This window comes from Lysinibacillus halotolerans (genome assembly GCF_003711845.1).
Classification (GTDB): Bacteria; Bacillota; Bacilli; order Bacillales_A; family Planococcaceae; genus Ureibacillus; species Ureibacillus halotolerans.
Genome location: NZ_RHLQ01000042.1, coordinates 1 through 20,897 on the forward strand (window position 1 = coordinate 1; position 20,897 = coordinate 20,897).

A 20,897-nucleotide genomic window follows, 5' to 3' on the forward strand; every position below is an offset into this window, starting at 1 on the left:
GATTTGATCGATTCAGATTAAAGGTGTTATTACACCATCAATATAAAAATATAGATGTTCGGGTCGCATAAATTAGGAGTGAGCTAAATGCTCACCCCAACATTTGACTTAGAACCAAAATTATCAACTTCTATGGATCGAAAAACTACATGAAAGGATTATCTGAACTTATTCTGCATCTACTTGGATGAAGCTTACTTCAGATAAAAGGACCACGATATTTCTTGTTTCTCTTTCATAGTCATCAGTTGATTCGCGTAACCTTAGGATGGCGTTATCAACTGATACGAGTATTCCAGTAAACAATTCTTCGCCAGTTGCAACTCTTATTTCCTCATTAATTAGTTTGCGAAGCTGACTAAATAAATAGTTTTCAAACAACATTAACACCTCCTATTTTAATAAGCTACACTTTTAATACTTGCTAACGGAATATACAGTAAATCAGCAGTTGTTCTGAGCACAATATAGTCCGCTTTCACTTCGATTAATATTCCAGAAACTGTAGAGAATTCTGTTGTAATATCAATCGTCATACCTTCTAATGGACTAAGAATTGAACGAAGTTGCCACATGTTAATCTCCTTTCTTCAATAACATATGTTGAATTATATGTTTGCTCGTTCTAATTTGTTTGGGAATGTGTGCATAAAATTCTATCTTTTTTAAAATATTTTTTAAAATTGGTCTTCTGCACAAGGAATGTGAAATAGATTACATAGTTTAATCTAGAGGTGATAACTATGAAGATAAGAGAAGAAGGGTTAGTTAGTGTTGTTATTCCATGCTATAATGCAGCCCCTTATATTGAAGATTGTTTAAACGGACTACTATCCCAAACATACAACAATATAGAAGTAATTCTTGTCAATGATGCGTCGACTGACAATACAGTAAAAATAGTAGAACAATGGATAGAAAATTCTAATCCATCTTTTCCAATCATCTTATGCAATCTTCCTGTAAATACAGGGTTCGCCGGGGCACTCAATATCGGCTATTTTATGAGTACAGGTGAATATATTGCAGTAAATGATGCCGATGATATTTCACATCCTTTACGTTTTGAAAAACAAGTGAACTTTTTAAAGGAAAATCCAGACTACGATTTAATTGGAACGAATTATCGGGCGTTTACTGACGGCAATAAAGAAAATGGAAAAGAAGCTAATTGGCTATATTATGGGGACGATATTCGAAAAATATATGCTTTAGGGAAGCATTGCATCTGCCACGGGACGATTTTATTCCGTGGAAAGGTTTTTGATTTGCTAGGTGGTCCAACAAGAAGAATAACTGGTGCTGAAGACTATGAATTTATCGTCAAATTCTTAAATGCGAAATTAAAAATCGATAATTTAAGAGACGTATTATATTACTATCGGGTTCATGAAAAACAGCGTTCAAAACAATTTTATGGAAGTGCTAAAGGTGAATAAAGAAAGGGTTTTACTTGTCACAGATGCTTTATATATTGGGGGTACGGAAACCCACGTATTGGGTTTGGCAAAAGAATTATTAAAAAATGATGTATTTATTACTTTTGCCGCAAGAAAAGAAGGGAGTTTAGTAAGCTCCTATGAAGCTTTAAATTGTCCTATTTATCATATCGATTTTCCTAAGACACTAGATCTTGAGGAAAAACATGAGAGAGAGTTAATAGAAAAACTTGAAGAAATTATTGAAGCTGAGCAAATTTCTGTTGTTCATTTCCATCAATCACCTTCTGGATACTTAGCGGGAAAGGCCGCAAAAAATAAAGGAATTGCTACAGTTTTAACCGTACATGGCACCTATTATCCGAACGACGAAATTCGAAAGTTGCTAAAATTATCCGATGCTGTCATTTGTGTAAGTCCACCGTTATGCGACTATATTAAGTCCTTCGGCGTCGAACATCCTTACTTAGTTCCAAATGGAATTAATTTAGAGGAATATCCACGGGATGCCACATATGGAGAATTGAAAAAAGAATTGAACATACCGGAAGATTCCCCAGTCGCCCTTTATGCGAGCAGGATTACATGGGCAAAGGCCAGTGTTTGTTCGATATTTTTACGAGCTTGCAAGGATCTTAAATTAAATCCGATTCCAAATCTTCACGTTATCGTAGTCGGAGATGGCGATAAACTTCGAGACATAAAAAACTTATCACAAATCATTGAAAAAGCGTGCAAAGATTCTTTTATCCATATCGTTGGGGAACAAAAGAATATGCATGCTTATTATTCTATGGCAGATTGTGTCGTTGGTACAGGACGCGTTGCCCTTGAGGCGATGGCTTCAGAAAAAGCAGTCATAGCAGTTGGAAACCATGGTTATTTTGGAATGGTGCATAAAGAGAATATTGATGAAGCTTGGAACTATTACTTTGGAGATCATGGTTCCAAATCTCCTTGCAGCAGACATATTTTGAGAAACGATTTAAAGAAATATTTATTAAATAAAGAACAACTCAAATTAAATGGAATCGCATCAAGGGAAATTGTAGAAGAAATGTTCAATATACAAAAAATCGCAACGGAGATTATTAAAATTTACGCTGAAACAACAAAGGGAGGAACCGAAAGTTGAAAAAGCTCCTATATATCGGCTGGATTGGCTTTAATAATTTAGGGGATGAATTGTTATGGCACATCTTTCGAGACAAATGTAAAGAATATTTAAATGAGGATCAGATCGAAATTATTCCGTCAGTTCCGGGTACCGACATGAAAAACGTTGAACAATATGATGCGGTCATATTAGGAGGTGGATCCCTCTTATTACCGGGGTATCTACAAATCCTTCAAAACGCCCTACATAAAGGGAAATCAGTCATGATATGGGGCTCAGGAATCGATTGGATTGAGAAGAAAAATTTAGATTTATTAATGAATGATCAACTGTTATCGATGGAACAAAATTTCAAACAAAAGGATATTGAAGTATTAGACGAAGTAATTGAAAAGGCATTGTTTGTAGGGGTAAGAGGACCTTTAACGAAAAAGGCGATTGAAATTATGCTCGGAAGCGAAAAGGCGAATAAAATACAAATTATTGGGGATCCGGGTTTATTATTAGAGGAGCCTGATCCGAATAAACTTCAGGCAAAAGAAAAACTAATTGGCATCAACTGGGGGACTACGTTCAATCGTTTATACGGGGGAAATGAAAGTTTAGTTGAGAAACAGTTAGTTGAGGCAGCAAAAAAATTAATTGAATCTGGTTATAAAATAATGATTTATTCGGTATGGGGCGATGATAGACCTCACTGTGATAGGTTATTTGAAAAAATCAATGTGCCAGAGAGTGTCATACTAGATAAAAATCTGTATACGGAACAGCAATTAATAGAAAAATTATCTAAATGTACAGCAACGATTAATTTTAAACTACATGCAAACTATCTTTCGTTTGCAGCGAATGTTCCAGCCATCGCATTAGGCTATCGCTTTAAAATATTTGATAATGCAGCGTCCCTTGGCTTAGAACAGTTAGTTGTTTCTACCGACTCTCAACAACTAACGAAGGAAATATTAGAGCGGATTGAAATCATTGAAAATAGTGGCGAAGAAATACTAGAACAATATCAATCTAGTAAAAAGAAATACCAACCACTTTTAGAATCACTATTTACTAAAAATTTTTTAGCATAGTTTTTGGAGAGGTGGATTCGATTCCCGCCGTCTCCGCTGAACGTCAAAATCCTTGAATTACAAGGGTTTTGGCGTTTTTTAATGGACTAGAATTGATTTTATAACATGTAGTAGTTCATTACAGAGTGGCCCCAGATACTCGAACAGAGATAGAATGCTAACAAAAAATTTTTTTATTTCATTTTATAAAAGTTCTTGCAAAATGGAGGAAACATGTATATGATGTAAAACGTAATGATTACGATTTGCAGATGGATAGATTTTTGGAAAGAGGAGAGGCGGAATGGAAAAGAGAATACCTGTAACTGTCCTAAGCGGTTATTTAGGATCAGGAAAGACCACTTTGTTAAATCATATTTTGCATAACAGACAAGGACTGAAGGTAGCAGTTATTGTAAACGATATGAGCGAAGTTAATATTGATGCCTCTTTGGTGAAAAAAGGAGGATTTGCACGGACAGAGGAAAAGTTAGTGGAAATGCAGAACGGCTGCATTTGTTGCACCCTTAGGGAAGATTTAATAGTGGAAGTAGCTAGGTTAGCTGAACTTGGAGATATTGATTACATTTTGATTGAATCATCCGGTATTAGCGAACCGATACCTGTTGCTCAAACTTTCACTTATACAGATGAAAGTTTAGGCATTCATTTATCTGAGCTTTGCAGATTGGATACGATGGTGACTGTTGTCGATGGCTATAGATTCTGGCATGACTTTACTTCAGGCGATACCCTTCTCCAGCGAAAAGAAGCAGTAACAGAAGAGGATCAGCGGGAAATCGCCGACTTACTCATCGATCAAATCGAATTTGCTAATGTCTTACTATTGAACAAGACCGACTTGTTAACGGAAGAAAAAGTGAATGAACTGAGCGGGGTACTGAGAAGTTTGAATCCCGATGCAAAAATTATTCATACAGTAAAGGCGAATGTCGATCTGCATGAAGTGTTGAATACAGGGATGTTCGATTTTGAAGCAGCTAGCCAAGGGGCAGGGTGGATGAAAGAATTGAATCAGGAACATATTCCGGAGACAGAGAAATATGGTATTGGATCTTTTGTTTATCGAAGTCATAGACCATTGCATCCTGAACGTTTCATGAACTGGATGAATGAATGGCCAGTTGAAGTCGTACGGGCGAAAGGTTTTCTTTGGCTTGCAACACGTAACGATATAGCCATTCTACTTTCCCAAGCAGGTCCATCTTTAAGTATGGAAAGAATCGGTACATGGATTGAAGAGGAAGGAAGTAAAATGAATGAACTTGTATTAATTGGTGTTCAGATGGATCAACAAGCAATCATTGATTCATTGAATCGCTGTTTACTAACGAATGAAGAGATGGAGCAAGACTGGACGAAATTCCCGGATCCGTTGCCGAATGTTTAATTTGAAATTTATAGATTATTAGGAGGAACAATTGATGAGAGTGAAGATTACACTAGCGTGCACAGAGACAGGAGACCGAAATTATATAACGACAAAAAATAAGCGCAATAATCCTGAGCGCATCGAATTAAAGAAATATAGTCCCCGTCTTAAACGAGTGATATTACACAGAGAAACGAAATGATTATAACACTTCATAAGGAGGAAATAGCATGGCTAAAAAGTCAAAAGTCGTACGAGATAAAAAACAAAGGGAAATGGTAGCCCGTTACGCTGAATTGCGAAAAGAGTTAAAAGAAAAAGGAGACTATCAGGCATTGGCTAAATTGCCAAGGGACTCTTCTCCTTCCCGCTTGAATAACCGCTGTGAATTGACGGGTAGACCGAGAGGATATATGCGGAAATTTGGACTTTCTCGTATCGCATTCCGAGAGTTGGCCCATAAAGGTCAAATACCAGGCGTGAAAAAATCCAGCTGGTAAGCAATATGCTTATTTTCTGGTAAGCAATATGCTTATTTTTCTGAAACGAAGGGTGAAACATTCAATGAATGACCGGTTAATGGAATTATTATTAAAAAGTGAAGTAAAAAAACTCCCTGAAAATAAGAAAAGACTGTATCAATTTATTATCGACATGGAAGATCGTCTAGTTGAAAAATCAAATACATCAGAAGAGTACCTTCAACTTTTTACAGCGTATTCCCCATATGAAATAGCAAGCCGGCATTTTAATATGCCTTTCTCAATGATTGCAAAATTAATGAATGAAATAGAAGAAGAACTGAATGAAAGAATAGAAGAACGCTGTAGAAAAGTGAGATGGTTTGATTATACGAATCATTTGATCGGAGCATCTTCTGAAAAAAGTAAAGAACAACTATTTTTGTTCATGAATTAATGACCACTTGAAAAGAGTACATAGCTAATCATTACGTTAATCATTTTCAATGCAGGAGAAGGCTAAAAATTTTTACGCATTTTTAAAACGTAATGATTACGCTTTGTAATTTGAGAGGAAAAACCAATTTAAACGAGAGGAAGAATAAAATGAAAAAATTACTTTTTGGTTTGTCGAGTATCTTACTGTTAAGCATTTTCTTAGCAGCATGCCAAGGAACGGGAGAAGAGGCAACTAAGGAAGAAGTACATACAGACGAGGAACATGACCATTCTGAAGGGGAAGAAACGAATCAAGAGGCACCAGAAAAAATAACAATTGAAGGCATCGCTGATCATTACCATACTGGGGATACTATTAAATTAACAGCAGTTTTGGAAGAAGAAACGGAGTCCGATCATTGGCACTGGTATAGCAGAGAAAGTAGTGATGGGGAATGGGTAGCGATTTCTGGACAGGAAACGGATACTTTTACGGGCGAAGCAACAAAGGATGGTATAGAGATAAAAGTCGTTTTATATGGTAGTGACGACAAACCGGAGTTTCAATCTGCACCTGTTAAAGTGGTAATTGATGACCATCACGGACACGACGAAGAAAGTAAGCAAATCTATAATGGGTATTTCGAAGACAGTCAAGTAAAAGAGCGTGAATTGTCCGATTGGGAAGGAGATTGGCAATCGGTCTATCCTTATCTTTTATCTGGAGATTTGGATGAAGTGTTTGCACATAAAGCAGAAAGCGGAGATATGACAGAAGAAGAGTACAAGGAATACTACAAAGTAGGATATGAAACGAATGTTAACCGCATCACGATCGAGAATAATGTCGTAACATTTTTTGAAGATGGAAAGGAGTATTCAGGAGAGTACGCATCAGATGGATATGAAATCCTTACCTATGAAAAAGGAAATAGAGGAGTACGATATATTTTTAAATTAGTAGATGGATCAGAGGAAGCTCCTCAATACATTCAATTTAGTGATCATAATATTTTCCCAGTTGATTCAAACCATTACCACTTATATTGGGGAGATGACCGGGAAGCATTATTAGAGGAAGTGACAAATTGGCCAACGTATTATCCTTCTAATTTAGATGCAGAAGATCTCGTGCGTGATATGCTGGCACATTAAAAGATAGTTAAGGAGTGTAATAGAAATCAGAGCGATTAAAATGACACTTTTGGTCATGTAGTTTAGGAGGAAAGAAAGATGAAAAAACAGTGGTTAACAACGATTTTCCTTAGTTTCGTTACGTGTGCCGCTCTTTCCGGATGTACTTCTGCAGAGAACGAAAGCGAGTCCGATAAACAGCTTTCCGTTGTTACATCCTTTTACCCGATGTATGAATTTACTCGACAAGTGGCAGGAGATCGGGCAGATGTATCGTTAATGGTGTCTGCAGGAGAAGATGCACATCATTATGAACCGAGTGCAAAAGACGTAACAACGGTTAATGAAGCAGATGTATTTGTGTATAGCAGTGAAGAGATGGAACATTGGGTAGATAGTTTATTCAATACGATAGAAAACGATAATCTTGTGATTGCACGTACGGCAGATGGTGTTGACTCAACTGAGGGGAGTGAACATGATCATCATGAGGATGGTGAAGAACCGCAGACTACAGGAAGTATAACAATTCAAGGGGTTGCGGCCCATTATCATACAGGGGATGCAATTGAATTAACTGCGGAATTAGAGGAAGAGGTGGAGTTTGATCATTGGCACTGGTACACAAGAAAAAGTGCCGACGAGGAATGGGTAACTGTACCAGAAGTTGGAGGACCTGAATTTAAATACGAAGCGACAAAAGAAAGTTTTGAAGTTCAGGCAGTACTTTTTGATAATGAACACAATATTTATGCGCAATCAGAACCGGTAAAAGTTATGATTGATAATCATGGGAATGACCACGCTCATGGAGACAGTCATGAGGACGAACATCATCATGAACATGGAAATATTGACAATATTGAACCGATTGAAATCGTTGGTTTGGCTGATCATTATCATACGGGAGATGTCGTTACGCTCGTTGCGGAGCTAAAAGAAGAAGCGGACTTTACGAATTGGCGCTGGTACGTGCGCGGAAGCCAGGATGAGGAATGGGAAGCTGTCTCCGGTCAAGAAACAGATCATTTTGAGTTTAAAACAACGGGAGAAAGTTTCGAAGTACGGGCAGCCCTTTTAGATAATGAAGAAAACATATACGCCCAATCAGAACCTGTCTCCGTTATGATTGATGATCACGAAAATCATGATCCGCATATTTGGTTGGACCCAGTATTGGCACAAGCGCAAGTCAACGTTATTCGGGATGCGTTAATTGAAGCAGATCCGGAAGGGAAGGCTATTTATGAAGAGAATGCCAAAGCTTTTAATGAAGAACTGCAAGCTTTAAATGAAGAGTATGAAAATGCGCTCGAAGGGGCGGAAAATCGTGTTTTTGTCGTACAGCACCAAGCATTTGGATACCTTGCCGAACGTTATCATTTGGAGCAAGTTGCCATTGGGGGCTTATCGACAGAAGTAGAACCAAGTCCTTCTCGTATAGCTGAAATTGGTAATCTAGTAAAAGAATATGATGTACCGGTGATCTATTATCAGCAAGGAGCTAGTTCAGCAATTGCAGAAACGGTTGCTGAGGAAACAGGGACAGAGACGGCTGTGTTATATGATTTGGAAGTGCTGTCGGAAGAGCTGCAAGAAAAAGATTTAGGATACTTGGATGCGATGCGTGAAAACTTGGAAGCTTTGCAGTTAAGTATCCAATAATATGAAAGGTCGCTTGATTATGCGTTATATTGAAGTGAAAAATCTTGCCTTTCAGTATGAAGAGGAACCGGTGTTAGAGAATATTTCCTTTGAAGTGAACGCGGGAGAGTTTGTCATGCTGACGGGAGAAAATGGAGCGGCCAAAACAACTTTGCTACGAAATATTTTAGGTCTACTCAAGCCGTCGAAAGGCAGCGTCTGGCTCTCGCCAACCAATTACATTGGTGAGAAGCTAGTTGTAGGGTATGTTTCGCAGCAGGTCGCATCCTTTAACGCTGGATTCCCAAGCACGGTACTGGAACTGGTGCAGTCTGGACGTTATCAACGAGGAAAATGGTTTAAAAGATTAGATGGGGAAGACAAAGAACATGTACGACGCTCGCTGGAATCAGTAGGAATGTGGGAGATGCGCCATAAAAAAATAGGAGAACTGTCAGGTGGGCAAAAGCAGCGAATTTCTATTGCCCGTGTGTTCGCGACAGATCCTGATTTGCTCGTATTGGATGAACCGACGACAGGAATGGACGTGCACTCTCAAGAAGAATTTTACAAATTATTACAGTACAATTGTAAAGAACATCATAAAGGTATTTTAATGGTTACCCATGATCATGACCAAATTCGCCATTATGCTACTAAACATATTGAGCTGGTACAGAAGGAGGGGTCCCCATGGAGATGTTTTTCCATGGATTCATGCAAAGAGCTTTCCAAGCATCCTTCCTAATTTCACTCATTGCACCGATGTTAGGGTTGTTTTTAATTTTGCGTAGACAGTCTTTAATGGCAGATACCCTTTCACATATTTCATTAGCAGGTGTGGCGTTAGGATTGCTCATTGGTGTCAATCCTACTTGGACGAATATTTTAGTCGTTATGGTAATAGCATTTGTGCTTGAATATTTACGTATCGTCTATCGTACATATTCAGAAGTGTCGATTGCGATTATCATGTCTGCAGGACTGGCACTAGCGTTAGTTTTAATGAGTTTGAATGACGGTGGGGCAACGTTAAGTATCAATCAATTTTTGTTCGGTTCTATTGTGACAATTAGTAAGCAACAAGTATGGATATTGTTAGGACTGACGGTTATGATCGGTTTATTATATTTCATTTTTCGCAAGCCGATGTATGTCCTCACCTTTGATGAGGAAACAGCCTTTACCGCAGGATTGCCTATTAAAATGATGTCGATTTTGTTTAATGTGCTAACTGGCGTTACGATTGCTGTCATTATGCCGATAATCGGAGCTTTACTTGTTTCTGCCGTTATCGTCTTGCCTGCTGCCATTTCCCTTCGATTGAGTAAAAGTTTTCATGGTGTCATTTTGTTTGGTATAATTATTGCATTAATTGGCACTTCGAGTGGTTTAATCACTTCCTATGAATTAGGAACACCTCCAGGGGCTTCGATTACCCTTATTTTAATTATCATTTTTGCATTCACTATACTGTTGAAGTACATCATGCGACATCTAAAATTAGAGAAACTATTTAATAGAAGTGATGGATCGTGAGTTTTAATTGAATACTAGAAATAGTAGAATGAATCGCGACGTTTAAAACAATGTCGCGATTTCTATACTTTTAATTCATAACGATTTAGTTAAATACTGAAGCAACGAGACACGAAAAAAGGGTAAAAAAATGATATAATATAATAGGAAGAAACTCAGATTGATAGAAGGATGGATATGAATATGGACGAGCAATTAGCGGATTGGATTACACGTTTTCAAAGGGACAAAGATATCGACGCTCTTGCAAGTTTAAAAGACTATTGCAAAGATATGATTGAACCTTTAATTATAGAATTTACAGAGAAATATGGTGAAGAGGCAGGAGAATTGTTACGGTTAAAATGGGATAAACGATTTTATTTCATTTTTACGAAATATCAATTGAATGTTGGTTTACCATTAGACACTTTTGTAAAAAATACGTACCGCTTTTATTTCATGCAAGTTTTAAGAAGAGCGGGTTATATGAATTAGTAGAATGTGTTCATTTAAATAAACATCTTCTAATTGAATTCAGGTTACAAAACTAGAATTCAATTAGAAGATGTTTTTTTATGGGGAAATAATAAAACAACCAGTCGTAGGGAAATCCTACAACTGGTTGAATGCTTGTCTTATTTATGGGGCGGTCTAATTACCGAACCCAATTTGATCTTAACGATAAACAATATCTTCTGCTAGATGTGTAAATACTTCACCAACAACTGAGTCTTCATCATAAACCGAAGAACCTGTGTTTTCCTCAGGTTTCGCAAATGGTACTCGAGCAATGATGTGGGTATGAAGTTCATCTGCTAGTTTTTCTGCTCCACCTTGACCGAATAGATAGTTCTTTTCACCATCTGCATTTTCAAAGTAAGCCATATTTTCAACAACACCTAAAATCTTATGTTTCGTATGTTGAGCCATTAGACCTGAGCGTGTTGCTACATGAGAAGCTGCGTTGTGCGGTGTAGTGACAATAATTTCTTCTGCTTGTGGAATCATTGCCGCCACATCGATGGCAACATCTCCTGTACCAGGTGGTAAGTCTAGTAGAAGATAATCTAATTCTCCCCAATGGGTGTTGGCAAGGAAATTGCGAATCCATTTGTTCAGCATTGGTCCGCGCCACATAACAGGTTGATTATCCTTTGAGAAAAAGCCCATCGACATGACTTTCACTCCATTGCTCTCAACTGGAATTGCTGTTTGGTCAATCATTGTTGGTTTTTGATCGATTTTCATCATAGCTGGAATACTAAAGCCATAAATATCGGCATCGACAATACCAACTTTTTTTCCAAGACGGGCAAGGGCAGTCGCTAAATTAATTGTAACCGTCGATTTACCGACACCACCTTTACCACTCGTAACAGCAATAAATTTAACGCCAGATTCAGGTTTCAACATTTTAGGCATCCCTTGATCTGTTACGTTTTGAGCTTTTAGGGTAGCTGTTAGTGTGCGACGTTCCTCATCTGTCATAGAACCGAATTGAAGGGAGACGCTTGTAGCTCCAATATTTTTTAAAGCTTGTTCAATATCTTGTTGAATCTTAGCTTTTAACGGACAACCTTTAATTGTTAAGATGACGTCTAGAGAAACATGAGTGCCGTCAATTTTTAGATTACGTACCATATTTAACTCAACAACGCTTTTATGAAGTTCCGGGTCTTCTACGTGTTTTAGTGCATTTAAAATGTTTTCCTTTGTCAACATTTCAAAAACCTCCTTTCTATTTTAAGCCTTTACCTAGCCCTTTTAAGAAGTGAATGCCAAAGTTCATGGCACGGTTCACATCAGGATCGTTTAACATTTTAGCAAGCTTGAAGACACTGACTTTTTCGTCAGTGTCTACCGCTTTATTTGCTTCATCTAAGCCAGTAGTTAAACTCTCGATTAATTTTGTTGTTTTTTCTGGGTCCATGGCCGATAAAGCACCGGCAGCCCCCATTAAGTTGTTAATAATATTCGTAACAGGTTCACGAGTTACTTGACCTAATACGATATGAGCAACTTCTTCTTTTGCCTCAAGTAGTTTTGTTACGGCTTCAAGGGCGCCAATCGCATTTAATTCTCCCATGATGGAGAAAATTTCATTTACAGCTTCTTCATTTTCAGAAAGAAGCTTTTTTAAATTCTCTAACTTTTGTTCTTTAATTTGTTCTTCGGTTAATTCTTGCTTTTTAATCGTACTAATTGGTGCAGCCATTCTTTCACTCCTCCATTAATTTGTTGTTAAGTGAACGTAGCCAGGACGATTCCATTTCCGTTGTACTTCAACACCATTTTGTGGGTGACGTTTTTTATTTCTTGGATTTGTTCTAGGAAGTGGTGATTTTCCTTTTGCTTTCAATACTTCCACTCGTACTTTTGTTTGTTTGTATGCCGGTGTTGATGTATTCACATCCGCACCTCCACCAGTTAAGAAGTTGATCGCTGAATCTTTGCTAGTAGAGTTCATTGGTAAGAATAGTTCGTTACCTTGTACACGGTCTGTTACAAGGGCATTTAATTTTAATGCACCATATGGAGACACTAAACGTAATAACGTTCCATCTTCAATACCACGCTCTTTCGCCAATTCAGGTGATACTTCTACGAAAATCTCAGGTACTTTTGATTGAATACCTTTCGATTTATTTGTCATGTTTCCTTCGTGGAAGTGTTCTAACATACGCCCGTTGTTAATATGACAATCGTATTCTGGTTCATATTCAACAGGTTTCATCCAATCATCTAAAGCAAAACGAGCTTTTTTGTCAGGGAAGTTGAAGCCATCTTCATATAGTAAAGGTGTATCTTTACCATCGTGGCTACCCCAGTTGAAGCTGCCCCATCCTTCTAATACATCGTAGTTTGCTTGAGAGAAAATTGGAGAAAGGCTAGCCATTTCGTCGAAGATTTCACTTGGGTGGCTGTAGTTCCAATCTGCTCCTAAACGATTCGCAACTAATTGTAAAATTTCCCAATCTGCTTTTGATTCACCTAGTGTTGGTAAAGCTTGATATAAGCGTTGAACACGACGTTCTGTATTTGTAAATGTACCTTCTTTTTCAAGAGATGGTGCTGCTGGTAAAACTACATCTGCATATTGTGCAGTGCGTGATAAGAACACATCTTGAACAACAAAGAAGTCTAATGATGAAAGAACTTTATCTACATGGTTCGCATCAGCGTCCACTAGCGCCATATCTTCACCAACTAAGTACATAGCTTTCATTTTACCTTCCATAATCGCATCTAACATTTGTGGATTGTTACGACCTGGTTTCGGTTGAATTTTCACGCCATATGCTTTTTCAAACTTAGCACGTGCTTCATCATCTGTTACTTTTTGATAACCTGGTAATAGGTTTGGTAAAGTACCCATGTCACAAGCACCTTGAACGTTATTATGACCGCGAAGAGGGTAAGCTCCTGCACCTGGACGACGATAGTTACCAGTAGCTAATAGAAGGTTTGAAATTGCAGCTGATGTATAAGAACCACCTGTATTTTGAGTAACACCCATACCCCAAAGAACACATGTACCGTCAGCATCACGAATCATTTCCGCAACATTAATTAATGTTTCTTTCGAAATGCCTGTTACTTCTTCTGCATACTCAAGTGTGTATTTTTCAAGTACAAATTTGAAAGCACCAAAGTCATGGACATTTTCTTTAATGAATGCTTCATCATGCCAACCTTGGTCGATGATGTATTTTGTTACGGCCATTAACCAAACTTGGTCCGTACCTTGTTTAGGACGCATGAAGATGTCAGAGCGTTCAGCCATTTCGTGTTTACGAACATCGGCAACGATTAATTTTTGACCATGTAATTTATGAGCACGTTTTACGCGAGTCGCTAATACTGGGTGACCTTCTGTAGGGTTTGCCCCAACGATAATAACAAGTCCAGCTTTCGCAATATCTTTAATTGTTCCTGCATCCCCACCAAAACCAACTGTACGTAATAAACCGTCTGTAGCTGGTGATTGGCAATAACGTGAACAGTTATCTACGTCGTTTGTTCCAAACAATTGACGTGCCATTTTTTGAATTAAGTAGTTTTCTTCGTTCGTAATTTTTGAAGAAGAAATGAAACCAACAGAACCAGGACCAAATTCTTTTTGAATACCGCCTAGTTTCGAAGCAATTAAATCTAATGCTTCATCCCATGTTGCTTCAACAAATTCTTCGTTTTTACGAATTAATGGTTTTGTAATACGTTCTTCAGAGTTAACGAAGTCCCAACCGAATTTCCCTTTAATACAAGTAGAAACGGCATTTACAGGACCATCAGAAGGTTGTACTTTTAAAATTTTGCGATCTTTTGTCCAAACTTCGAAGGAACAACCTACACCACAGAAAGTACAAACTGTTTTTGTTTTTTTCGTACGTTTGCTACGCATCGCAGCTTCCACTTCAGAAACAGCGAAGATACCGCTATATCCTGGTTCAACTTCTTTAATTAAATCGATCATTGGATCTAATGTATCTTGTTTAATACCAGTCATAAAACCAGCTTCACCAAGCATAGATTTTTCCATTAAAGCGTTACATGGACAAACTGTTACACATTGACCGCAACTTACACAAGAGGAATCGTTAATGCTAACGCCGTCATCCCAAATAACGCGTGGTCTTTCTGCTTCCCAGTCGATAGATAATGTTTCGTTTACCTGTAAGTTTTGGCAAACTTCTACACATTGTCCACAAGCGATACATTGGTTTGGATCATAACGGTAAAATGGGTGGGACATGTCCACTTCATGTGGTTCCACTTTTGGTTTGTAAGGATATTTTTGATGTTCAATTTCCATCATTTCTGCTGTGTTATGTAGTGTACAGTTCCCGTTGTTATTATCACAAACAGTACAGTATAACATGTGATTTTCTAATAGGCGGTCCATTGCTTCTGTTTGAGCAGCTTTCGCTTTATCAGATTTAAGTTGGACATTCATGCCGTCTATTGCTTTTGTTGAACATGAACGAACGAGTTGGCCATCTACTTCTACGATACAAGTATCACAAGTTTGGATAGGGTCAACTGATGGCACATAACAAATTTGTGGATGCTCAATGCCATATTGATTAATGGTTTCAAGAATTGTAGCTCCTTCTGCTACTTCATAGGGTACGCCATTAATGTTAATTTTAGTCAACGTAAACTCCTCCTTTTGCTATTTGACAAAATTATATGTCACAAGGTTAATGCTTATGGTAAAGCCGAAAAGAGTCTAGTGAGTTAGTTGTGGGTGATAATAAATTGTAAAAATGGTTAAATTAAGCTCTTTTTCAGATTTATCGTGTCCTTATAAAGGGATAAGGGCAACCATTAACGAAGTGATCATATATTGTTGACATGTTTAAAAAATAAAAAAATCCACCATGAAACGGCATGAACTTTTCATGCTGTCTAATCACGGTGGATAAAATTCTTAGCAAGCCGTGCTAAAAACTCAATCTACTTTTATTTTTTTAGATTTCATAATAGAATTCAATCATTATGATTCCTATGCAAATAGTGCAACCGGAATTTGGTAAAACTATGACATAAGCATCAAAATAATTCAATTCCATTTGTAACCACCTTATTATAACGGTTACATTTCAAATGGACAATATTTATCATGCAATTTGTTAATAGTAATAATTATCAAAAAATATTTTCACTTTAAATTTTTTTAAAGTTGCTATATTATTAACAAACTGTAAGGGTGGTCTCCGATAAAAAAATTTAATTAAGTGAGGAGAATCGTCAACATGTCAAAAAAAGTGCATGAATTTAACGACATTATTCGTAAACTGCGCAAAGATTTATTCGGTAAAGGACCGGAGCGTATTCATACTGTTTTTGTAGAAAATATGGCCGTTTCAACGTTGTATGGTAATCTGACACCAACAGAAAGATTCATTGCCAGTAAACCAGAAGGATTAAAAATGGTTCATGCTTCAAGGACAACTATGATTCAAGAGTTGTATTCGAAAAAAACTCCAGAAGGTATGGAAGAATTGATGGGTACAAAGCTGCTCCATTTATTTTCAGATATTAAAGTCGAAGAAGATTTGGCAATTTCAGTATTTATTTTTGAGGATAAAATTAGTGAATAAAGAGGAACCCTTATGGAAAATATAGTAAATCGAGAAATTATACGGATTGAAAATAATAAAATGTTAGAAGTAGAGGATAGCGTTGTGACAGAACACGCTGTCACAGTGAAGATTAATCAGCAAGAATTTGTTACGATGGTTTGTACACCGGAATATGTAGAAGATATGGTAGTAGGCTATTTAGCATCAGAGCGAATCATTACGAGTTTTGATGATATTGAAGATATTTGGTATCAAGAAAAAGAAGGATTTGTGCATATTAAAACAAAACGTATAAATCCTTTCTATCAACAAATTCAAAACAAACGTTACATTACTTCTTGTTGTGGTATGAGCCGACAAGGGTTCGTCTTTGCAAATGATGCGTTAGCTTCCAAAAAGATGGAAGATGTTCATGTTCGTATTACACCAGATGATTGTTTTCGTTTAATGAAAGAGATGCAACAATCGGCAGCCACATTCCAAAAAACTGGCGGTGTGCATAATGCTTCGCTATGTGATGTAAATGGGGTTGTGTTAAGTCGGATGGATATTGGACGTCACAATGCTTTAGATAAAATTTACGGATATTGCTTACAAAATAACATTAGTATGCAAGATAAAATTATCGTATTCAGCGGAAGGATTTCGTCGGAAATTTTACTAAAAGTATCTAAAATTGGGTGTGAAATTGTATTATCTAAATCGGCGCCTACCGAATTAGCATTGCAATTGGCAGAGCAACTAGGAATTACGACGGTTGGTTTTATTCGTCAAAATACACTTAATATTTATACACACAAAGAGCGTATTATATTACCTGAACCAACCCACTAATATGAAAGAAGGAGATTAAAAATTACTAATCTACAAGATCAATTTCAAAGACCGCTTAGAGATTTAAGGATATCAGTAACAGACCGTTGTAATTTTCGTTGTCAATATTGCATGCCTGCCGAAATATTTGGCCCAGATTTTGCTTTTTTACCTTCCGAAAAAATATTGAGTTTTGAAGAAATCGAACGATTAGTAAAGATTTTTGTCTCATTAGGTGTGAAAAAAATACGGATTACAGGTGGTGAACCTTTACTACGTCGAGATTTACCGACATTAATTGAACGTATTCATCGTATTGCCGGAGTAGAGGATATTGCTTTAACAACAAATGGCACTTTATTGAAAAAATATGCTAATGATTTGGCAAAAGCAGGATTATCGAGAGTTTCTGTTAGTCTTGATTCGCTAAATGAAGAACGCTTTTTCGAAATGAATGGTCACCGTGGAAAAGTGAAAACCGTATTAGAAGGTATTGAAAAAGCTGCAGAAGCAGGTTTGCAAGTGAAAATTAATATGGTTGTTCAAAAAGGGAAAAATGAACAAGATATTGTGACAATGGCCCAATTTTTTAAAGATAAACAACATATTCTTCGTTTTATCGAATATATGGATGTAGGTAACTCAAATGGTTGGAAAATGGATGACGTTGTGTCGAAGAAGGAAATTCTTGAACAAGTGCAACAAATTTCCCCATTGAAACCTGTTGAGCCGAATTATAAAGGGGAAGTGGCTACCCGTTTTCAGTATGAAGACGATCAAGGCGAAATCGGTGTTATCTCATCTGTAACCGATTCTTTCTGTTCATCATGTTCACGTGCTCGTATTTCAGCAGAAGGAAAATTATATACTTGTCTATTTGCAACAGATGGAACGGATTTACGTGAGTTGTTAAGGAATGGGGAAGACGATGCAGCCATCATCCAATGTATTTCAAATGTATGGGAAAATCGAACTGACCGCTATTCCGATGAACGAAATGAACAGACGATGGAAAAAAGGAAAAAATCAAAAATCGAAATGTCGCACATCGGTGGTTAAAAACAAAAAAAATCGGCAATAAAATGCCGGATTTTTTTTGTTTATTGACGGGTAAAGGTACCGCTTTTTCCACCCGTTTTTTGTACAAGATAAGTTTCTTTAATAACCATACTTTTATCAACTGCTTTACACATATCATAAAAAGTTAGTGCTGCAATGGATACTGCCGTTAAGGCTTCCATTTCCACGCCTGTTTTACCGTTACATTTTACGGTTGCTTGAATGTGTAATTCGTATCCAACATCGGCTTTGCTATATTCAAATTGGAAATCTGTTCCTTGTAGCATAATTGGATGACACATCGGAATAATATCGGCTGTTTTTTTGGCACCCATAATCCCAGCAATTTGGGCTACTTGTGTAGGATCACCTTTTTTTATATCGCCTTGTTGGATCGCTTGATAGACTTCATCGGATAGTGTAATTGTACTGCGTGCGATAGCCGTACGTTCGGTAATTTCTTTTTCGGAAATGTCGACCATTTTAGGGCGACCTTCTTCGTTCCAGTGAGTAAATTTATTCATCGTAAGACTCCTTTTTAACTGTTTGTGCCCAATCTGTTTGTGTATTGATATTAATAAATGTTGGGCTATTTTCATCAAATCCAACATAACAAACTCTTACTTGATCTAACAAGGCTTTCATACTTCGCTTGTTTTGTTGGATTAGTAGATTTACTTTTGGTAAAGCGGTGCGCCGATAAAGGGAAGCAAGTGGTTGTATTCTAGAAGTTTTAGGAACAATCGCATCATATCGATCATCGATATATGTAAGCATAGTTTGGACAAAATCTGCATTCATATAAGGCATATCACTAGCTACAATAAAAAACCATTCAACATCTGGGAGATTTGTCATAATGTTTTGCAATGCCAACAAAGGTCCTTGGTGAGGTTGTTTTTCAATGATCATTTGGATATTTTCTTCTGCAAAGTTCCTTTGCAAGCTAGCATTCGTCGCAATTATTAAAGGTACTAGTCCGTTTTGCTGCAAGGCATTAAGACTATTCTTATACAAAGGCTGACCAGCAAACAATTCAAACATTTTTGGTTGGCCATACCTTGAAGATTGACCGCCAGCTAAAACAACTCCAGCAATTTTCATCGGCGATTCAACTCACCGACAAAATGTTGAACAGTTGGCAATATTAGTTTTGTCATAGCTAGTGTCACTGCATTGACGGAACCTGGCAACAAATAGAAGGCAGTACTTCCGCGACTACCAGCTGTGGCACGGCTAAACATCGCTTTTGGGCCTATATCTTCATAGCTTAAAGAGCGAAATAATTCTCCAAATCCGACCATTTCCTTTTCGAAAAGGGGGACAATGGTATCGTAAGTTTGATCTCTCGGTGTAAATCCTGTGCCGCCAGTGACAATAATTGTATTGATAGTTTGATTCTCGCACCATTCTAATACATACTTAGAAATCTCAGATGGTTCATCCTTTGATATTTGGTAGTCGATTACTTCAAAAGAAGCTTCTTGAAGAAGCGATTGAATGCGTTGACCGCCGAGATCATCCACCTTTGTGCGCGTATCACTTACTGTTAATATGGCAGCTCTTATAGGATGTTGAGCGTGTGTAGGATGCAAGGCAAAGGACCTCCTTCAATTAAATGTTTATTGAAAAACAATGCTTTTATTATAATGCTATAAATGAAAAGGTCAAACGAAAATTCATAGAAAGAAAGGCAAAGAACTTTATGGATAATAGATATTCTAGACAACAATTATTCAGTCCAATCGGTGAAAAAGGGCAGCAACAATTAAAAGAAAAGCATGTTTTGATGATAGGTGTAGGTGCATTAGGTAGTGCTAGTGCAGAGGCTCTAGTTAGGGCAGGTATTGGCAAGTTCACAATTATTGATCGGGATTATGTTGAGTGGAGTAATTTACAAAGACAACAACTGTATACTGAACAAGATGCTCAAGAAAAAGTTCCGAAAGTAATCGCTGCAAAAAATCGACTTCAACGTATTAATTCTGAGGTGGAAATTAACGCATTAATTTTAGATGCCGATACTGAGCAATTAGTAGGACTACTTGAAGATGTAGATATTATGATAGATGGGACAGATAATTTTGATATTCGTTTTATGATGAATGATTTGGCACAAAAATATAAAATTCCATGGGTTTATGGCTCTTGTGTTAGTAGTTATGGTGCGACTTATACGATCGTGCCAGGAAAAACACCTTGTTTACATTGTTTGCTAAAAGTCATGCCCAACACAGGGATGACATGTGATACGGTAGGAATCATCAGTCCAGCTGTCCAAATCGTAGCAGCTTACCAAGTAGCTGAAGTATTAAAACTTTTAGTCGGCGATGAAGGGGCAAGACGGAAAACTTTCTTAACTTTTGATGTTTGGAAAAATCAACATTATGAAATAAATGTGGAAAAAATGCGCAATGATAATTGTCCATCCTGTGGCCATAACCCCACATATCCTTATTTAGCCTATGAAAATCAAACCAAATTAGACATTTTATGTGGTAGAGATGCTGTGCAAATTCGTCCACCTAAACCGGTTCACTATAATTTAGAACAGCTTGCTAATCAACTTCGCCCTTATGGTGATATTCAACTAAATCCTTATTTACTTTCTTACCAAACACAAGATTATCGAGTTGTCGTTTTCCAAGATGGACGAGTGGTTATTCATGGTATACAGGATATACAACAAGCTAAAAGCATTTATTATCGTTTATTAGGATAAAGGAGTGGA

The 20,897-nt window shown here is 37.3% G+C and carries 24 protein-coding genes; 16 read left to right on the forward strand and 8 right to left on the reverse strand.

Translation table 11 applies throughout. The features are described 5' to 3' along the window. Window positions 1-168: 168 nt before the first annotated feature. Both EC501_RS14230 and EC501_RS14235 read right to left on the reverse strand, forming a co-directional pair. The gene (locus tag EC501_RS14230; protein WP_122972965.1) at window positions 169-384 is read right to left on the reverse strand and encodes a hypothetical protein; all 216 of its coding nucleotides are present in this window, start codon (window positions 382-384) and stop codon (window positions 169-171) included. Between the two features lie 14 nt (window positions 385-398). Next, window positions 399-575, reverse strand: coding sequence for a DUF2642 domain-containing protein (locus tag EC501_RS14235; protein ID WP_122972966.1), 177 nt, complete (start codon window positions 573-575; stop codon window positions 399-401). A gap of 168 nt (window positions 576-743) precedes the next feature. On the opposite strand from EC501_RS14235, the gene EC501_RS14240 reads away from it, so the two are divergent. The 12 genes from EC501_RS14240 to EC501_RS14295 all read left to right on the forward strand — a co-directional run bounded on the left by EC501_RS14240 (window position 744) and on the right by EC501_RS14295 (window position 10,703). After that, a complete protein-coding gene (locus tag EC501_RS14240) occupies window positions 744-1,439 on the forward strand; it encodes a glycosyltransferase family 2 protein (RefSeq protein WP_122972967.1) in 696 nt (231 codons plus the stop codon). After that, window positions 1,432-2,574 carry a glycosyltransferase gene (locus EC501_RS14245; protein WP_158599720.1) on the forward strand — a complete coding sequence of 381 codons (1,143 nt, stop codon included), beginning with the start codon at window positions 1,432-1,434 and terminating at the stop codon, window positions 2,572-2,574. Before EC501_RS14240 ends, EC501_RS14245 begins: the two co-directional genes overlap by 8 nt. Next, window positions 2,571-3,638 (forward strand): polysaccharide pyruvyl transferase family protein, encoded by a 1,068-nt coding sequence (locus EC501_RS14250; RefSeq protein WP_122972969.1) that lies wholly within the window; start codon window positions 2,571-2,573, stop codon window positions 3,636-3,638. The genes EC501_RS14245 and EC501_RS14250 overlap by 4 nt, the downstream gene beginning before the upstream one ends. Window positions 3,639-3,921: 283 nt before the next feature. After that, window positions 3,922-5,028: a GTP-binding protein gene (locus EC501_RS14255; protein WP_122972970.1), complete on the forward strand. Its 1,107-nt coding sequence runs from the start codon at window positions 3,922-3,924 to the stop codon at window positions 5,026-5,028. A gap of 34 nt (window positions 5,029-5,062) precedes the next feature. Then, a complete protein-coding gene (rpmG, locus tag EC501_RS14260; RefSeq protein WP_122972971.1) occupies window positions 5,063-5,212 on the forward strand; it encodes a 50S ribosomal protein L33 in 150 nt (49 codons plus the stop codon). A gap of 28 nt (window positions 5,213-5,240) precedes the next feature. After that, window positions 5,241-5,510 (forward strand): 30S ribosomal protein S14, encoded by a 270-nt coding sequence (rpsN, locus tag EC501_RS14265; protein WP_122972972.1) that lies wholly within the window; start codon window positions 5,241-5,243, stop codon window positions 5,508-5,510. 64 nt (window positions 5,511-5,574) lie between these two features. Beyond that, window positions 5,575-5,928: a hypothetical protein gene (locus EC501_RS14270; protein WP_122972973.1), complete on the forward strand. Its 354-nt coding sequence runs from the start codon at window positions 5,575-5,577 to the stop codon at window positions 5,926-5,928. 149 nt (window positions 5,929-6,077) lie between these two features. Continuing rightward, window positions 6,078-7,064, forward strand: a complete 987-nt coding sequence (locus EC501_RS14275; RefSeq protein WP_122972974.1) for a ZinT family metal-binding protein — start codon at window positions 6,078-6,080, stop codon at window positions 7,062-7,064. Window positions 7,065-7,142: 78 nt separating this feature from the next. Further along, complete coding sequence (locus EC501_RS14280; protein ID WP_122972975.1) at window positions 7,143-8,708, forward strand: metal ABC transporter solute-binding protein, Zn/Mn family; 1,566 nt, start codon at window positions 7,143-7,145, stop codon at window positions 8,706-8,708. A gap of 19 nt (window positions 8,709-8,727) precedes the next feature. Further along, a complete protein-coding gene (locus tag EC501_RS14285; protein ID WP_122972976.1) occupies window positions 8,728-9,435 on the forward strand; it encodes a metal ABC transporter ATP-binding protein in 708 nt (235 codons plus the stop codon). Further along, window positions 9,381-10,226, forward strand: a complete 846-nt coding sequence (locus EC501_RS14290; RefSeq protein ID WP_122972977.1) for a metal ABC transporter permease — start codon at window positions 9,381-9,383, stop codon at window positions 10,224-10,226. The genes EC501_RS14285 and EC501_RS14290 overlap by 55 nt, the downstream gene beginning before the upstream one ends. A 183-nt stretch (window positions 10,227-10,409) precedes the next feature. After that, window positions 10,410-10,703 (forward strand): hypothetical protein, encoded by a 294-nt coding sequence (locus EC501_RS14295; protein WP_122972994.1) that lies wholly within the window; start codon window positions 10,410-10,412, stop codon window positions 10,701-10,703. A gap of 180 nt (window positions 10,704-10,883) precedes the next feature. Here the strand turns inward: EC501_RS14295 and EC501_RS14300 are convergent, their stop codons facing one another. Genes EC501_RS14300 through fdhF form a run of 3 tightly spaced genes read right to left on the reverse strand, consistent with a single transcriptional unit; the run spans window position 10,884 to window position 15,363 of the window. Next, the gene (locus tag EC501_RS14300) at window positions 10,884-11,930 is read right to left on the reverse strand and encodes a P-loop NTPase (RefSeq protein WP_122972978.1); all 1,047 of its coding nucleotides are present in this window, start codon (window positions 11,928-11,930) and stop codon (window positions 10,884-10,886) included. A 16-nt stretch (window positions 11,931-11,946) separates the two neighbouring features. Continuing rightward, entirely contained in the window at window positions 11,947-12,423 is a 477-nt protein-coding gene (locus tag EC501_RS14305) for a helical membrane plugin domain-containing protein (protein WP_122972979.1), read from the reverse strand. A gap of 15 nt (window positions 12,424-12,438) precedes the next feature. Next, entirely contained in the window at window positions 12,439-15,363 is a 2,925-nt protein-coding gene (fdhF, locus tag EC501_RS14310; protein WP_122972980.1) for a formate dehydrogenase subunit alpha, read from the reverse strand. A 601-nt stretch (window positions 15,364-15,964) separates the two neighbouring features. Between fdhF and EC501_RS14315 the strand changes: the two genes are divergently transcribed. Genes EC501_RS14315 through moaA form a run of 3 tightly spaced genes read left to right on the forward strand, consistent with a single transcriptional unit; the run spans window position 15,965 to window position 18,166 of the window. Continuing rightward, entirely contained in the window at window positions 15,965-16,312 is a 348-nt protein-coding gene (locus tag EC501_RS14315) for a Na-translocating system protein MpsC family protein (RefSeq protein ID WP_122972981.1), read from the forward strand. 12 nt (window positions 16,313-16,324) lie between these two features. Further along, window positions 16,325-17,128 (forward strand): formate dehydrogenase accessory sulfurtransferase FdhD, encoded by an 804-nt coding sequence (gene fdhD, locus EC501_RS14320; RefSeq protein ID WP_122972982.1) that lies wholly within the window; start codon window positions 16,325-16,327, stop codon window positions 17,126-17,128. A 21-nt stretch (window positions 17,129-17,149) separates the two neighbouring features. Continuing rightward, on the forward strand, window positions 17,150-18,166 hold the full coding sequence (moaA, locus tag EC501_RS14325) for a GTP 3',8-cyclase MoaA (RefSeq protein WP_122972983.1): 1,017 nt from the start codon (window positions 17,150-17,152) through the stop codon (window positions 18,164-18,166). Between the two features lie 41 nt (window positions 18,167-18,207). On the opposite strand, the gene moaC is transcribed toward moaA, so the two are convergent. The 3 genes from moaC to EC501_RS14340 are packed head-to-tail and all read right to left on the reverse strand — an operon-like array spanning window position 18,208 to window position 19,761. Beyond that, the gene (moaC, locus tag EC501_RS14330; RefSeq protein ID WP_122972984.1) at window positions 18,208-18,690 is read right to left on the reverse strand and encodes a cyclic pyranopterin monophosphate synthase MoaC; all 483 of its coding nucleotides are present in this window, start codon (window positions 18,688-18,690) and stop codon (window positions 18,208-18,210) included. Next, complete coding sequence (gene mobA, locus EC501_RS14335; protein ID WP_122972985.1) at window positions 18,683-19,270, reverse strand: molybdenum cofactor guanylyltransferase; 588 nt, start codon at window positions 19,268-19,270, stop codon at window positions 18,683-18,685. The genes moaC and mobA overlap by 8 nt, the downstream gene beginning before the upstream one ends. Beyond that, window positions 19,267-19,761, reverse strand: a complete 495-nt coding sequence (locus tag EC501_RS14340) for a MogA/MoaB family molybdenum cofactor biosynthesis protein (protein WP_122972986.1) — start codon at window positions 19,759-19,761, stop codon at window positions 19,267-19,269. The genes mobA and EC501_RS14340 overlap by 4 nt, the downstream gene beginning before the upstream one ends. Window positions 19,762-19,871: 110 nt before the next feature. Here EC501_RS14340 and EC501_RS14345 point away from each other — a divergent pair, with 110 nt between their 5' ends. Continuing rightward, window positions 19,872-20,888: a thiazole biosynthesis adenylyltransferase ThiF gene (locus EC501_RS14345; protein ID WP_122972995.1), complete on the forward strand. Its 1,017-nt coding sequence runs from the start codon at window positions 19,872-19,874 to the stop codon at window positions 20,886-20,888. Window positions 20,889-20,897: the final 9 nt, after the last annotated feature.